Origin of the sequence: Aquirufa sp. (assembly GCF_044239315.1) — a bacterium.
In the GTDB taxonomy this organism is placed as follows: Bacteria; Bacteroidota; Bacteroidia; order Cytophagales; family Spirosomataceae; genus Aquirufa.
This window is the reverse complement of sequence record NZ_JBIIBQ010000003.1, coordinates 73,156-86,447: the sequence shown is the minus strand read 5'-3', so window position 1 is coordinate 86,447 and position 13,292 is coordinate 73,156. Positions and strand designations below refer to the sequence as shown.

The following is a 13,292-nucleotide window of genomic DNA, read 5'->3' as shown; positions in this document are numbered from 1 at the left end:
GGGAGGAATTTTGGTAACAAAAATAGCTCAATTTTCGGGAATTCGTCGCAATCGAATCTTTTTATCTACAGTTTCACGAGCTGGATCTACCCGTAATGCTTCTTTCCATGCCTCGATCGCTTTGTCCACTAAATTCAAACGAAAAAGAACATCTCCGTAGTGTTCCCACAAAGTGGCAGAAACATTTTCTTTGTCTTTCAAAGCGGCTTCCATTGCTACACGCGCTTCCGGATAGCGTTTAAGTTCATACAACACCCAAGCACGGGTATCTAAATAGGTTCCATTTTTGGGATGGTCTTTGACCAACCGCGCGGATAGCGAATCCGCTAGCGCTAATTTTTCTTTTCTGATCGACAAGAAATAACTGTAATTATTTAGCACGTGATCGTCTTTCGGATTTGCAGCGAGTGCTTTCTCAAAAGCCGCATCTGACGCGGAATTATTTCCTAAAGCTTGGTAAGCATCTCCTAAAATAGGATACGCCCAAGGGGCCATCCGGGGGTAGTTTTCTAGTGCCTCTAAGGCATGTTCCACTACCGCTTCTTTTCTATTTAATTCCCAATCTAATTGTATGATCCGTACCCAAAGTTCTTCTTGAACAGGTCCTAAGTCTGCTGCTTTCAAATAATACGCATTTTTCTCTGCCGCATCTTTACTTTCATCACCCTTAAACAAAAAAACGAACTGCTTCACCCTGATCATATCAGGTTCAGCATCAAAACGGTGATCGTCGTAGGCTAATAGATTCTCAAAACAGGTAAGCGCTTTTTCGTATTCCTTGTTGGCTAAGAGTAGGTCTCCATATAATAGACCATAATCGAAGGAATAGGGTGATAAAAGGTGTGCCTTTTCTGCATTTGAACGAGCAGAGGTAAGTTGTTTGTCGGCGAGGTAGCTTTTGGCCAAATAATAAAAAACAGCTGGCTCTTTCGTTTGAATCTTGGCTAGTTTCTCAAAAACCAAGATCGCATCGCCAAAATTCTCCTTCATGTAGTGCTTCATCCCCTCGACTAGTAGGGCTTCAGACTGCACTTCTGATGGCGATTTCGTCTGTGATTTCGTCTGCGCATTTAGCTGCAAAAACCCACAAAGCAACAAGAATAAGCACGTGAGTTTCCGCATTATTTTAGGCTACTGTTACATTCACAAACAGATTAGACTCCTCAAAGGTAATTTCGGTCGATGCTGCCTCCACCCATTCTAAACTCAAGGCCTGCACTTCCTGCGAAATATACGTTTTAAATTCGTTCAAGCTGGCCGTCCATTCGTCATCCGAACGCTGCACTTGGATATTTATTTTATCGGTCACATCGAAACCAGAATCTTTACGCAGGTTTTGGATACGGTTCACGAATTCACGCGCATTTCCTTCGCGCACTAATTCAGGTGTCAAGGTATTGTCTAAGGCAATCGTCAAACCACCCTCACTCGCCGTTAAATATCCTGGCATATCCTCTGTCAAGATTTCAATGTCCGCTAATGCAATCTCAAAACCTTGAATCTTTGCAGAACCAGCTGATTCAATCGAAGCTAAATCATCTGCAGACATTCCCGTAATCGCCTCCGCAACTACCTTCATATCTTTCCCAAACTTAGGTCCTAAAGCTTTGAAATTAGGCTTCACTTTCTTGTTCAAGACACCAGAGGCGTCATTTAGATAATTTACTTCCTTCACGTTCACCTCTGATTTAATTAGATCTTCCACGCGGCGGATTTGGTCTCTAACCGACTCTTGCAACACCGGCACTAAGACCTGCGCTAAAGGCTGACGTACTTTCAAACGGTGTACTTTACGAATCGAGTGAACGAGCGAACAAATACCTTGCGCTAATTCCATCGACGTTTCTAAAGCTGGGTTTTGCAGGCTTGGATTTACCTTCGCAAAATGCGTCAAGTGAACCGATTCTTTACCCGTTAAATTCTTGTACAACCACTCCCCATAGAACGGCGCGATAGGCGACATTAATTGCGCCACCGTCTCTAAACAGTGGTATAAAGTCTCATAGGCAGCTTGTTTATCCGCGTTAATCGCCTGGTTTGCCGTTTCCGGATTCCAGAAGCGACGGCGTGACAAGCGAACATACCAGTTAGACAAGTGGTCACAAACGAAATCTTGGATCGCACGACCCGCTTTCGTAGGCTCGTAAGACTCAAATGACTCGTCTACCTCCGCGATCAAATTCATTAATTTAGATAGAATCCAACGATCTAATTCCGTCAAGTCCTCCTCCTTAATGCCTTTTTGCTCGAATCCATCTAGATTAGCATATAAGGCAAAGAAATTATACGTATTCGTTAGGGTACCAAAGAACTTGTTGCGCACCTCTGTAATCCCGGCTAAATCAAATTTCAAGTTATCCCATGGCTGCGCATTCGTAATCATGTACCAGCGAGTAGGATCCGCACCGTAACTATTCAGCGTTTCGAATGGATCAATGGCGTTGCCAAGACGTTTAGACATCTTGTTTCCATTCTTATCTAAGACTAATCCCGTCGAAACGACATTCTTAAATGCCACAGAATCCTCCACCATGCTTGAAATAGCGTGCAAAGTAAAGAACCAACCACGCGTTTGATCCACCCCTTCCGAGATGAAATCCGCCGGATAACTCTGCTTAAATATATCTTGATTTTCGAATGGATAATGCCATTGTGCAAACGGCATCGCACCCGAATCGAACCAAACGTCAATCAAATCTAATTCACGTGTTAACACATTTCCAGTCGCAGAAAGCAAGAATACCTCATCTACAAATGGACGGTGTAAGTCTGCCTCTCCAGCTGCTAAAGCCTGTAGAAAAGCATCGTTACCTTTCTTCTGTACTTCTGTTAGTGTTCCAGAAGCCTGTGCCTTCTCAATCTCCTCTTTCAATTGAGCTAAAGATCCGATGCAGATTTCCTCTGAACCATCTTCCGTTCGCCAGATAGGCAACGGAGTTCCCCAATAGCGAGAACGTGACAAATTCCAGTCCACTAAATTCTCTAACCAGTTTCCGAAACGACCTGTTCCTGTCGACTCTGGTTTCCACTGAATCGTCTTGTTTAAAGCGATTAATTTATCTTTTACCGCCGTCGTCTTGATGAACCAAGAGTCCAATGGATAGTATAAAACAGGCTTGTCCGTTCTCCAGCAATGTGGATACGGGTGATCGAATTTCTGTACGTTGAAAGCTTTGTTTTCCGTCTTCAATTGAATCGCAATGCGCTCATCCACTGATAGATACTTATCGCGACCTTGCTTTACGCGCTCTGCTTCTTTCTCCTCATCTGTTAAGTAAGCTTCTTTTACGGGTTCCAAAGCGTAGTCTGTCACCTGAGTCACAAAGCGGCCTTGGCGATTCACTAATGGTACTTCTTTGCCGTTTTCGTCTGTAATTAAAAGAGCAGGGATATTGTTTTGGGCTGCGACTCTAAAGTCATCTGCTCCAAAAGTCGGTGCAGTATGCACCATACCCGTTCCATCTTCTGTTGTCACAAAGTCTCCTAAAATTACACGGAAAGCGGGTGCAGATGGTTGTACATACGGCATCAACTGCTCGTATTCAACACCATCTATATCGGAACCTTTGCAGGTGGCAACAATCTTATATGGGATAGCTTGAGGCTTTTTCTCTGCCGCTTCATAAGCCGCAAAATCGCCGTTTTCAGCAGAAGCTTGGAAGTAATTTTTGACTAAGTCTTTGGCTAAAACCACATGAACCGGAACATAGGTATACGGATTAAAGGTCTTCACTAATACGTAGGAAATATTCTTTCCTGCCGTTAATGCCGTATTCGAAGGCAAGGTCCAAGGCGTGGTCGTCCAAGCCAATAAATAGACCGGCGCATCGCCTGAGGCCTTAAATAAGAACTCCGACTTTGCATTCTTGATCGCCTTAAATTGCGCGGTCAAGGACGTATCCTTCACATCGCGGTAGCAACCCGGCTGGTTTAATTCGTGGGACGAAAGACCCGTTCCCGCTGCCGGAGAATAGGGCTGAATCGTGTAACCTTTGTATAATAATCCTTGGTCGTAAAGACGCTTCAATAAGTTCCAAACACTCTCAATATAATTCGCCTGGTAGGTCACATAGGGGTTTTCTAGATCCACCCAATAGCCCATTTTCTCCGTCAAATTATTCCACTGATCCGTGAATTTCATCACCGTTTCGCGGCACTTTTTATTGTATTCTTCGACCGAAATGCTCTTACCAATATCTTCTTTCGTAATGCCTAATTCCTTTTCTACCTGCAATTCCACCGGCAAACCGTGTGTATCCCAGCCCCCTTTACGCTTCACCTGCTTGCCTTTCAGGGTTTGGTAACGGCAGAAAATATCCTTGATCGCACGCGCCATCACGTGGTGAATACCCGGCGTTCCATTCGCAGAAGGAGGTCCTTCAAAAAACGTAAACGTAGGCTGTCCCTCTCTCGTGGAGATGGATTTTTCAAAGATGTTATTCGCGTTCCAGAAATCTAGAATTTCATCTGCCAAAACGGCGTAATCTAAATTTTTGTATTCCTTAAAGCTCACAGACGTGTGGGGTTAAATTGAAAAAATCGGCAAAATTGAGGCAAAAATACAAAATTATACCGAACATCTCACGTGAAGATTTGTATTCTGAAAGCAAATCCCTAGGTTTGAATATGAAGAAGGTGGAAATCCGAAAAGTAGTTATGGCGCGTAGGACTCAATTGAGCGAAGATGATTTTTCATTTCGGCAAGAGGCTATCATCGAAACACTCAAAAACCTACTCATTCCTACACAAACCATCGCCAGCTTCAAAGCCATCCCGCATCGCAATGAAATTAGTTTAGAAACACTCGAAGGCACTTTTGCTTATCCACGAGTCGTATCTGAAAACGGAACAATGGAGATGGCTCAATCCACTGAATTCGCTAATTCCGAATGGGGTATTCCCGAGCCGGTAGGAGGATCCGTTCTGAAACCAACCGATTTCGATATCGTTTTAATCCCTTTACTCGCATTTGACTTAAATGGAAACCGGGTGGGTTATGGGAAAGGCTTTTATGATCGATATCTGTTAAATTGCCGGCCCGATTGCCTTAAAATAGGCATCAGTCTCTTCGATCCGGTCGAGAGCATTGAGGACGTAAAAAGCCACGACATTCCTTTAGATATCGTTATTTGCCCAGCGAAAATGTACGATTTTCGCTAATTTTCCTTTCGTTTCCCCATTTTAAGCCCTAATTTTGTAGGCCAAAATCCCAGCTTTGCTTTGAAAATCAGGAGCTTTATTTTCTTTTTGTTTGCATTCAGCTATTGCGCTTCAGCTCAAGAGAAAAAACTTATTCCGATTGAAGATATGCAAGGGGTTTTGAGTAGAAAATTTATTTATGACAGGCAGGTGATTGATCATCCTTTGGCATTACAAATACCTTTGCTTGATGCCAAAGACCCAGAAATCAGCGTCGAATTCTTGAAATTCAAACGTCAACGTAAAATTTCCAACTGGTTAGCCGGTTGTTCTACCGCACTCGCTTTTTCCACCTTTATAAGCAAAGGCGGTATTTCTGACGGCTTTTATTGGTCAGCATTAGGGGGTATTGCTATCGCAAATGTGTACATTGGAACAGTAAGTAATAGGCATTTTAACAAAGCCTTGAAACGATATAACGAATTGAGTAAAGCCCAAATGGGGATTAAAGTAAGCTCCACTGGAGCAGTAGGAGTAGGAATCACATATCCATTATAAAATAAATAGAATGAAAGTTGCAGTAGTAGGCGCCACTGGACTAGTAGGCGGAGAAATTTTGAAAGTATTAGCGGAAAGAAATTTTCCTGTCACGGAGTTAATCCCAGTAGCATCCGAGCGTTCAATCGGTAAAAAGGTAAATTTTAAAGGCCAAGACTTCACGATTGTGGGTTACGAAACTGCAATTTCGATGAAACCAAACGTAGCCATTTTCTCAGCAGGCGGAAGCAGCTCATTAGAAATGGCTCCTAAATTTGCAGCTGCTGGCATCACCGTAGTGGACAACTCGTCTGCTTGGCGCATGGATCCGACGAAAAAATTAGTCGTTCCAGAAATCAATGCAAGCACGTTGACCAAAGAAGATAAAATCATTGCAAACCCGAATTGCTCGACCATCCAAATGGTGGTCGTATTAAATCCTTTGCACAAAAAATACAAAATCAAGCGTGTAGTCGTTTCCACTTACCAATCAGTCACAGGAACTGGAAAGGCAGCTGTCGATCAATTATTCGATGAGCGCGCTGGAAAAACGGATTATGCGAAAGTGTATCCACACAAAATCGACTTAAACGTATTGCCTCACATTGATGTTTTCCAAGATAATGGCTACACGAAAGAGGAGATGAAGATGATTTTAGAGACCAATAAAATCATGATGGACGATTCGATCAAAGTAACCGCAACGACGGTTCGTATTCCTACGATCGGCGGACACTCGGAGGCAGTAAATATCGAGTTCGAAAACGACTTTGATTTAGCAGAGGTTCGTACGATCTTAGAAAAAGAAGAGGGAATAATCGTTCAAGATGATCCGAAGAACTTCTTATATCCGATGCCGATAACGGCACACGGAAAAGACGAGGTATTTGTAGGTCGTATCCGTCGTGATGAGTCCCAAAAGAATACCTTGAATCTGTGGATCGTAGCAGACAACTTGCGCAAAGGAGCTGCCACAAATGCGGTTCAAATCGCAGAATATTTAGCGGCTCATCACCTGATCTAATGACCAGACTCAGTGTCAATATCAATAAAATTGCCACCTTGCGTAATTCACGAGGTGGTCATAATCCAGACCTCATTCAGGTGGCTTTGGATTGTGAACGTTTTGGCGCACAAGGAATTACAGTTCACCCACGCCCGGATGAGCGTCACATTCGTTACGCGGATGTGTATGCATTAAAAGAGCGCGTTACAACGGAGTTTAATATCGAAGGTAATCCGATGGAGGCCTCTTTTGTCGAATTAGTTTTAGCGGTGAAACCTGAGCAGGTAACTTTAGTTCCGGATGCTTTAGGCCAAATCACCTCTAACCACGGATGGGATACGATTAAACACCAAGAATTGTTGAAGAGCCTGATCGCCCCATTCAAAGAGGCAGGTATTCGCACATCCATCTTCGTAGACCCAGTCTTAGAAATAGTCGAAGCCGCTGCAACCACTGGAACGGATCGCATCGAATTATATACGGAACCTTACGCGCATGATTTCCCTTCGAATCCTACGCAAGCCGTTGCCTCTTACCGCAAAGCAGCATTCAAAGCACATCAAATCGGATTAGGCATTAACGCCGGACATGATTTAAGCCTAGAAAATTTAGCTTTCTTTGCAGCGAATGTGAATCCTTTGGACGAAGTTTCCATCGGCCATGCGCTCATCTGCGATGCACTTTATTACGGCTTAGAGAATACGATTCAACTCTACCGCAGACAACTGAAATAAAAAAAGGGGCTTCGATCGATACCGAAGCCCCTTTTTTATGTAGTAATTAATTATTCAACTGCACCAGTCAGTACAACCGCACCACCAGCAACTGATAATTTAATTGTCTGCACTTTACCAGCCGCACGACCAAAAGTGATCTCTGCCTCATACCCTTGCAATGATGTAGCAAACGTATCTGGCGTAGATGCCGCTGTTAAAACCGCCGCTTCAGATGGATTCGAATCCGACGAAATCATCAATTTGCCGTCTTTTGCGACAACAATCATTTTCTTCACATATTCGTTATCTGCCATTTTAAAGGTAGCTGCATAATCAGCAATCCCACCAGCAGCAGACGCAACTGCAGCACCCGCTTTAACGCCTTCTAACGTTTGGCCTTGCGCTTCAATTTTCAATTTTGTTACCGCTCCACCTACACGAGTAAAGCTAATATCGCCACCCATTCCACCTAACACAAAAGCATCAGGCTTGCTACCAGGAGTTAACTCTGTGTCTGGAAAACCTTCCGCTGACATGATTAATTTTCCTTCTTTGTCCGCTAATTTCAAGACTTTTACATAAGGATTATCGCTCATTGTGTATTCACCCGCATAATCAGCGGCTTTTTGAGCAGTAGAAACAAAGGCCAAACAAGTCAGGGCCATAGCTGACACAATTGAACGTAGATTTTTCATTTTTTCTTAAAAGTTTAGGTGTTCAAAATTACGGATTAAAATGAGCTTCCAAATTTTGTTATCGAAATTTATTCAAAAAGAAATAAAATTTTGGATGTAAAAAAGATTTATTTAATATTGCGTCACAAACAATTCGCCCATTTAGCCCCTACTGCATGAGATAAACCTCTACATTAACCATTTTACTTTTTTATGAGCAAAATACCCGTTAATGATGCAGCGTTAATTTCCGCGTACATACAAGGTGATTCTAAAGCGTTTGAGACTCTTCTTAATCGCAGTAAATCGAAAGTTTACACGACTATTTATTTAATTGTGAAAGACCGCTATGTGGCGGAAGACCTTTTGCAAGAAACTTATATCAAAGCTTTGGACGTTATTAACCAAGGCAAATATAATGAAGAGGGGAAATTCCTTCCCTGGATCGTACGCATCGCCCACAACATGGCGATCGATCACTTCCGAAAAGAGAAGCGTTACCCTAAAATTGTATTAGACGATGGCTCACCACTTTGGAATAGTTTTCAATTTTCTGAAGAAAGTTCAGAGGACAAACAATTAAAAGAAGATTCGATCGTTAACATTAAGGACTTGATAAAAAAACTTCCAGATGAGCAGCGCGAAGTGCTCGTGATGCGTCATTACGAAGAATTAAGCTTCCAAGAAATTGCCGATTTAACCCATGTTAGTATCAATACAGCATTAGGGCGTATGCGTTATGCGCTCATTAACCTGCGTAAAATGTTAGAGAAACAAAACCTTGCCTATGACAAAAAACTCTACCCCGAATGACCTGATTAAACACCTTTATGAGCCTGAAATAGGGTTCCAGCAAACATTAAATGAAGACGAGAAGCAAGAGCTTGCTCGTTTAAAACAGGTCCAAAATTTGCTGAATTTGGCTTATACCGAGCCCTCCGAAAGGAGCATAGAGAACATTCTCGAACATGCTCGTCAGAGTAAAAAGCCCCTTGCACACTAGGGGCTTTTTTATTCAAAAAATCTCGCTAATTTTAAAAAAAATCAAATCCTATGGACGCAGCTAAAGTTGACCTATTTATCATGACCCATGGTAAGAGTTTTGAAACGCATCAATTATCATATATTCGAGAGAAACTGCTTGAGCTAGATGATTCCCAATGGATTATAATACAGCATGTGCAAATTAAAGACCCCGTTCTTAGCCTGATTGTGTCTATTGTGGCTGGTGGCTTAGGGATTGATCGATTCCTGATCGGCGATACTGGAATAGGCATAGCAAAATTACTTACCTGCGGCGGAATAGGGATTTGGGCAATCATCGATTGGTTTTTTATTATGGATGCAACGCGCGCCAGAAACTTTGCTCTATTACAACCCTATTTAGTTTAATGACCCGTCAGCAGCTTTACAGAACTATCTTACTAGCCTGCACTGCTGGATTTATTTATTTGTGGACAGGAATAGGCTTCCCTTGTTTTTTCAAAACAATCACCGGCATTCCTTGTCCGTCCTGCGGAACGACTCGCTTTCTTTTAGGGGATTTCACCCATGGAAACCCACTTGGTATCATCGTAGGATTCGCTATGCTATTACCCATTGGTGTAATTTTTGACCTGTTCACTGGAGGTGATCGGGTATTTCGGATGTATCTTTGGGTGGAGAAAAAGTGTCGCCAGCCTTTGCTTGCGGCTTTTTTAATCGGGATGGTGGTGTTGAATTGGATTTGGACGATAGCTAAAGGATTATAATGTTAAAAAAGGAGCGATTTCAGGCTTTTGTGGATCATTTTTCAACGCGCTTTCCCGAAGCGGAAACCGAATTGCATTATACGAATCCCTTCGAATTGTTAGTGGCAGTGGTTTTATCCGCACAATGCACTGATAAACGCATCAACCAAGTCACTCCTGCCCTATTTAAGCGATTTCCAGATGCAAAATCTTTGGCGGAATCTAGTGTAGAAGAGATTTTTTCCTACATTCGCTCCGTCTCTTATCCGAATAATAAGGCAAAACATCTCTTAGGTTTAGGCCAAAAAATCACCGATCAATTCGCCGGCGAAGTACCCGAAACGATGGATGATTTACAAAGTTTACCGGGAGTAGGCCGCAAAACGGCAAACGTCATCGCGTCGGTCATCTACAATCAGCCTGCAATGGCCGTGGATACACATGTATTTAGAGTTTCACAGCGACTAGGACTCGTTCCAAAAACGGCGAATACACCACTAAAAGTAGAAATGGCTTTGATCAAAAATTTACCAGACGAAGTGATTGCGACAGCTCATCATTGGTTGATTCTACATGGCCGCTACATTTGTTTGGCTAGAACCCCTCAATGCGCAAAATGTGACATTACCCATTTCTGTGCGTTTTTTCAGAAAAATAACAAGGGATGAGCCTAGTCGAGATCTTAGCCATTATTGCCTCTTTAGCCGGCGTGTTTCTTAGTATGGCTAAGAAAAGTGCGGCATGGATTTGCAATATCATTGCCTCAGGACTTTATGGATATGTTTTTTGGCAAAATGGGCTCTATTCTGACATGGAATTGCAGGGATTCTTCATTTTAATGGCTCTGTATGGCTGGTGGACTTGGTCCCGCGCAGAGCAAAATTGGAAACCTGAAAGAGCTTCAAATTCGCAACTTATGGGAGGTCTTGCCATAGCGCTACTTTTCGGTGCCGGATCTGGATTTTTACATTTGAACTATTTCCCTTCCGTCAGCTTCCCTTTTTTAGATGCCAGTTTAACTGGCTTAAGTATTTATGGCACCTGGCTTGCGACGAGACGCAAAATCGAAAACTGGCTCGTATGGATTGTGGTCGATATCGCCTACGTAGGAATGTATGCCACGAAAGAATTATGGGGCACGGCTGCCCTCTATTTGGTCTTTATTATTTTAGCCATAAAAGGCTACCTAGACTGGCTTAAACCCCTGAAAAACAGCGATTAAAAAATTTGTCAGAGATTTTATCCGTTATATTACCTTATTCCGATCGAGCTAATTATATTTGTGCCCTATTACAAAAAATCATATTTTAGATTATGGCGAACGAAGAAAAACAAAGATACTCTGCCGAAGAATTGAAGGAGTTTGAACAGATCATCAAAGCGAAGTTAGAAGACACCCAAGCAGAATTAAAATATTTAAGAGAAGCGTTAAGTAAGAAAAACGATACGGGAACAGACGCAACTTCCGGAAACTCGAAAGTAATGGAAGATGGAGCTGATACTGCAGAAAAAGAAAACTTAAACCAATTAGCTGTTCGTCAACAAAAATTTGCTGTTAATCTGGAAAATGCATTAATGCGCATTAAAAACGGGACTTATGGCGTATGTATTGATTCAGGAAAGTTAATTTCCAAAGAACGTTTACGCTTAGTACCGCACACGCAACACTCGATTGAAGCGAAGTTAAAGCAAAAATAAAATGGGTTTTTTCGAAAACAACCGCCTAGTTGAATTAATAACTAACTATCTCAAAACACAATTTGAGATCATCAAGTTAGATATTCAGGAAAAACTAGAGGAGATCCTTGTTCGGATTTTCAAACTATTTTTAGTGGCAACTGGTTTCGGAATTACCTTATTCTTCCTTCTTTTAGGCGGATCTGAATGGCTCAATCAAGTTTTAGAGAGCCGTTTTATCGGTTATTTCATCATGGCTGGTATCATTGGCGTAGCTAGCATCGTTCTTTTCTTATCCTTAAAACCACGCGAAAATGAGTCAGAATAAAGAGAAAAGAGAAGAATTAGAAAGCCAAGCAGCTGAAATTCAAGAAAAATTAACGGAAACCGTCACTGAATACAAAAAAGTGGGAAACCAGATGTTAATCGCTGGAGGCATTGTAGCCGGCGCTTACCTTTTGTATTCGACCTTCTCTGGTTCAAAGAAAAAAGGTTCTATTGTGGGTGATGCTATTAAGTCCTACGCCCTAGCGCTTGCACTCTCGTATGCAAAAGATTTACTAGTTGATTACCTAGCTTCACTAGAGCAAGAAACTGAATCAGCCGCTTCCGTCGAAGAAACCTCTTCGGAAAAAGCCTAACTCGTACACTAGACTACCGATTACCGACTACCGGCTACTGTTTACCGTCTACTAATTCTCCATCAAATACGCCTTAATAAACTCATTAATCTCCCCGTCCAGCACCGCATCTGTATTCGATGTTTGGTGATTAGTGCGGTGATCTTTTACGCGGCGATCGTCTAAAACATAGGATCTGATCTGAGAGCCCCACTCGATTTTCTTCTTTCCTGCCTCCACTTCGGCACGTGCAGCATTCCGCTTATCGATTTCGATTTGGTATAATTTGGACTTCAGTAAACGCAACGCTACTTCCTTGTTCATTAATTGTGAACGTTCTTGCTGGCAAGCGATGATGATTCCAGAGGGTTTGTGGGTCAAACGAACAGCAGTTTCTACTTTGTTCACGTTTTGGCCCCCTGCCCCACCAGAACGGAAGGTATCCCAATCGATGTCCGCTGGATTGATTTCGATTTCGATCGTATCATCCGCTAAAGGACAGATATAAACAGATGCAAAGGAGGTGTGACGACGTGCGTTCGAGTCAAAAGGAGAAATACGCACCAGGCGGTGTACCCCATTTTCAGATTTTAAATTTCCATAGGCAAATTCGCCATCTACTTCGATAGTCACGGACTTGATTCCCGCTACGTCCCCCGGATTTTCATCCACTAGACGTACTTTGAAGCCGTTCTTCTCCGCCCACATGTGGTACATACGAAGAAGCATAGATGCCCAATCTTGGGATTCAGTTCCACCCGCACCGGCATTAATTTCTAACACGGCGCTCATATTATCACCCTCGTCAGACATCATTTTGCGGAATTCCAAAGCCTCCAGGTTTGCTTCTAGCTTTTCACCTTCTGCATCCACTTCCGCTTCGGTCGCTTCGCCCATTTCGTAAAATTCCCAGATGGTTTCTAAATCGCCTTGTGCACTCGCGAGTTTATCGAATCCGTCCGTCCAAAACTTCAGCCCACGCATCTCACGCATCGTGCTTTCCGCCTTGTCAGGATTGTTCCAAAATTCGGGATCCAAGGTGACCGTCTCTAGTTCAGAGATTAAATATTTCTTGTGATCGTAGTCAAAGATACCTCCTTAAAGCCTCTATTCTGGCTTTCAGGTCATTGAACCTGTCTCTAGTCATGTGTTTTTCTACTTAATAAAGTGCAAATATACCCGATTTTGTGCTA

General features: G+C 42.6%; 16 protein-coding genes. 12 read left to right on the top strand and 4 right to left on the bottom strand.

The features are described from left to right. Nucleotides 1-27 precede the first annotated feature (27 nt). Complete coding sequence (locus tag ACILP5_RS01745) at nucleotides 28-1,122, bottom strand: tetratricopeptide repeat protein (protein WP_395616927.1); 1,095 nt, start codon at nucleotides 1,120-1,122, stop codon at nucleotides 28-30. A 4-nt stretch (nucleotides 1,123-1,126) separates the two neighbouring features. Further along, the gene (gene ileS, locus ACILP5_RS01740; protein ID WP_395616926.1) at nucleotides 1,127-4,513 is read right to left on the bottom strand and encodes an isoleucine--tRNA ligase; all 3,387 of its coding nucleotides are present in this window, start codon (nucleotides 4,511-4,513) and stop codon (nucleotides 1,127-1,129) included. Nucleotides 4,514-4,626: 113 nt separating this feature from the next. On the opposite strand from ileS, the gene ACILP5_RS01735 reads away from it, so the two are divergent. The 4 genes from ACILP5_RS01735 to ACILP5_RS01720 are packed head-to-tail and all read left to right on the top strand — an operon-like array spanning nucleotide 4,627 to nucleotide 7,416. Further along, nucleotides 4,627-5,160, top strand: a complete 534-nt coding sequence (locus tag ACILP5_RS01735; protein WP_395616925.1) for a 5-formyltetrahydrofolate cyclo-ligase — start codon at nucleotides 4,627-4,629, stop codon at nucleotides 5,158-5,160. Between the two features lie 60 nt (nucleotides 5,161-5,220). Beyond that, entirely contained in the window at nucleotides 5,221-5,697 is a 477-nt protein-coding gene (locus ACILP5_RS01730) for a hypothetical protein (RefSeq protein ID WP_395616924.1), read from the top strand. A 10-nt stretch (nucleotides 5,698-5,707) separates the two neighbouring features. Next, nucleotides 5,708-6,700, top strand: coding sequence for an aspartate-semialdehyde dehydrogenase (locus tag ACILP5_RS01725; protein WP_395616923.1), 993 nt, complete (start codon nucleotides 5,708-5,710; stop codon nucleotides 6,698-6,700). After that, nucleotides 6,700-7,416, top strand: a complete 717-nt coding sequence (locus tag ACILP5_RS01720) for a pyridoxine 5'-phosphate synthase (RefSeq protein ID WP_395616922.1) — start codon at nucleotides 6,700-6,702, stop codon at nucleotides 7,414-7,416. The genes ACILP5_RS01725 and ACILP5_RS01720 overlap by 1 nt, the downstream gene beginning before the upstream one ends. Nucleotides 7,417-7,466: 50 nt before the next feature. On the opposite strand, the gene ACILP5_RS01715 is transcribed toward ACILP5_RS01720, so the two are convergent. Then, nucleotides 7,467-8,093: a hypothetical protein gene (locus ACILP5_RS01715; RefSeq protein ID WP_395616921.1), complete on the bottom strand. Its 627-nt coding sequence runs from the start codon at nucleotides 8,091-8,093 to the stop codon at nucleotides 7,467-7,469. Between the two features lie 192 nt (nucleotides 8,094-8,285). Between ACILP5_RS01715 and ACILP5_RS01710 the strand changes: the two genes are divergently transcribed. The 8 genes from ACILP5_RS01710 to ACILP5_RS01675 all read left to right on the top strand — a co-directional run bounded on the left by ACILP5_RS01710 (nucleotide 8,286) and on the right by ACILP5_RS01675 (nucleotide 12,120). Further along, entirely contained in the window at nucleotides 8,286-8,885 is a 600-nt protein-coding gene (locus tag ACILP5_RS01710; protein WP_395616920.1) for an RNA polymerase sigma factor, read from the top strand. Nucleotides 8,886-9,125: 240 nt separating this feature from the next. Then, nucleotides 9,126-9,464 (top strand): TM2 domain-containing protein, encoded by a 339-nt coding sequence (locus tag ACILP5_RS01705; protein ID WP_395616919.1) that lies wholly within the window; start codon nucleotides 9,126-9,128, stop codon nucleotides 9,462-9,464. Then, on the top strand, nucleotides 9,464-9,823 hold the full coding sequence (locus ACILP5_RS01700) for a DUF2752 domain-containing protein (RefSeq protein WP_395616918.1): 360 nt from the start codon (nucleotides 9,464-9,466) through the stop codon (nucleotides 9,821-9,823). Before ACILP5_RS01705 ends, ACILP5_RS01700 begins: the two co-directional genes overlap by 1 nt. Next, nucleotides 9,823-10,470 (top strand): endonuclease III, encoded by a 648-nt coding sequence (gene nth, locus ACILP5_RS01695; RefSeq protein WP_395616917.1) that lies wholly within the window; start codon nucleotides 9,823-9,825, stop codon nucleotides 10,468-10,470. Before ACILP5_RS01700 ends, nth begins: the two co-directional genes overlap by 1 nt. Continuing rightward, nucleotides 10,467-11,024, top strand: a complete 558-nt coding sequence (gene pnuC, locus ACILP5_RS01690; protein WP_395616916.1) for a nicotinamide riboside transporter PnuC — start codon at nucleotides 10,467-10,469, stop codon at nucleotides 11,022-11,024. The genes nth and pnuC overlap by 4 nt, the downstream gene beginning before the upstream one ends. A gap of 92 nt (nucleotides 11,025-11,116) precedes the next feature. Then, nucleotides 11,117-11,500: a TraR/DksA family transcriptional regulator gene (locus ACILP5_RS01685; RefSeq protein ID WP_395616915.1), complete on the top strand. Its 384-nt coding sequence runs from the start codon at nucleotides 11,117-11,119 to the stop codon at nucleotides 11,498-11,500. A 1-nt stretch (nucleotide 11,501) separates the two neighbouring features. Further along, nucleotides 11,502-11,807, top strand: a complete 306-nt coding sequence (locus tag ACILP5_RS01680) for a hypothetical protein (protein WP_395616914.1) — start codon at nucleotides 11,502-11,504, stop codon at nucleotides 11,805-11,807. Continuing rightward, nucleotides 11,794-12,120 carry a hypothetical protein gene (locus ACILP5_RS01675; protein ID WP_395616913.1) on the top strand — a complete coding sequence of 109 codons (327 nt, stop codon included), beginning with the start codon at nucleotides 11,794-11,796 and terminating at the stop codon, nucleotides 12,118-12,120. The genes ACILP5_RS01680 and ACILP5_RS01675 overlap by 14 nt, the downstream gene beginning before the upstream one ends. A gap of 51 nt (nucleotides 12,121-12,171) precedes the next feature. On the opposite strand, the gene prfB is transcribed toward ACILP5_RS01675, so the two are convergent. Continuing rightward, a protein-coding gene (gene prfB, locus ACILP5_RS01670; protein ID WP_395616912.1) for a peptide chain release factor 2 occupies nucleotides 12,172-13,246 on the bottom strand; the annotation gives its coding sequence in 2 pieces (ribosomal slippage) (nucleotides 12,172-13,194 and nucleotides 13,196-13,246; 1,074 coding nt in all). Between the last annotated feature and the right edge of the window lie 46 nt (nucleotides 13,247-13,292).

What these genes read in the sequence shown, in the direction of transcription:
- ACILP5_RS01675 (WP_395616913.1), top strand. Translation starts at nt 11,794, where the DNA reads ATGAGTCAGAATAAAGAGAAAAGAGAAGAATTAGAAAGCCAAGCAGCT.
- ACILP5_RS01685 (WP_395616915.1), top strand. Translation starts at nt 11,117, where the DNA reads ATGGCGAACGAAGAAAAACAAAGATACTCTGCCGAAGAATTGAAGGAG.
- ACILP5_RS01725 (WP_395616923.1), top strand. Translation starts at nt 5,708, where the DNA reads ATGAAAGTTGCAGTAGTAGGCGCCACTGGACTAGTAGGCGGAGAAATT.
- ACILP5_RS01735 (WP_395616925.1), top strand. Translation starts at nt 4,627, where the DNA reads ATGAAGAAGGTGGAAATCCGAAAAGTAGTTATGGCGCGTAGGACTCAA.
- ACILP5_RS01745 (WP_395616927.1), bottom strand. Translation starts at nt 1,122, where the DNA reads ATGCGGAAACTCACGTGCTTATTCTTGTTGCTTTGTGGGTTTTTGCAG.
- ACILP5_RS01700 (WP_395616918.1), top strand. Translation starts at nt 9,464, where the DNA reads ATGACCCGTCAGCAGCTTTACAGAACTATCTTACTAGCCTGCACTGCT.
- ACILP5_RS01715 (WP_395616921.1), bottom strand. Translation starts at nt 8,093, where the DNA reads ATGAAAAATCTACGTTCAATTGTGTCAGCTATGGCCCTGACTTGTTTG.
- ACILP5_RS01705 (WP_395616919.1), top strand. Translation starts at nt 9,126, where the DNA reads ATGGACGCAGCTAAAGTTGACCTATTTATCATGACCCATGGTAAGAGT.
- nth (WP_395616917.1), top strand. Translation starts at nt 9,823, where the DNA reads ATGTTAAAAAAGGAGCGATTTCAGGCTTTTGTGGATCATTTTTCAACG.
- ACILP5_RS01710 (WP_395616920.1), top strand. Translation starts at nt 8,286, where the DNA reads ATGAGCAAAATACCCGTTAATGATGCAGCGTTAATTTCCGCGTACATA.
- pnuC (WP_395616916.1), top strand. Translation starts at nt 10,467, where the DNA reads ATGAGCCTAGTCGAGATCTTAGCCATTATTGCCTCTTTAGCCGGCGTG.
- ACILP5_RS01720 (WP_395616922.1), top strand. Translation starts at nt 6,700, where the DNA reads ATGACCAGACTCAGTGTCAATATCAATAAAATTGCCACCTTGCGTAAT.
- ACILP5_RS01680 (WP_395616914.1), top strand. Translation starts at nt 11,502, where the DNA reads ATGGGTTTTTTCGAAAACAACCGCCTAGTTGAATTAATAACTAACTAT.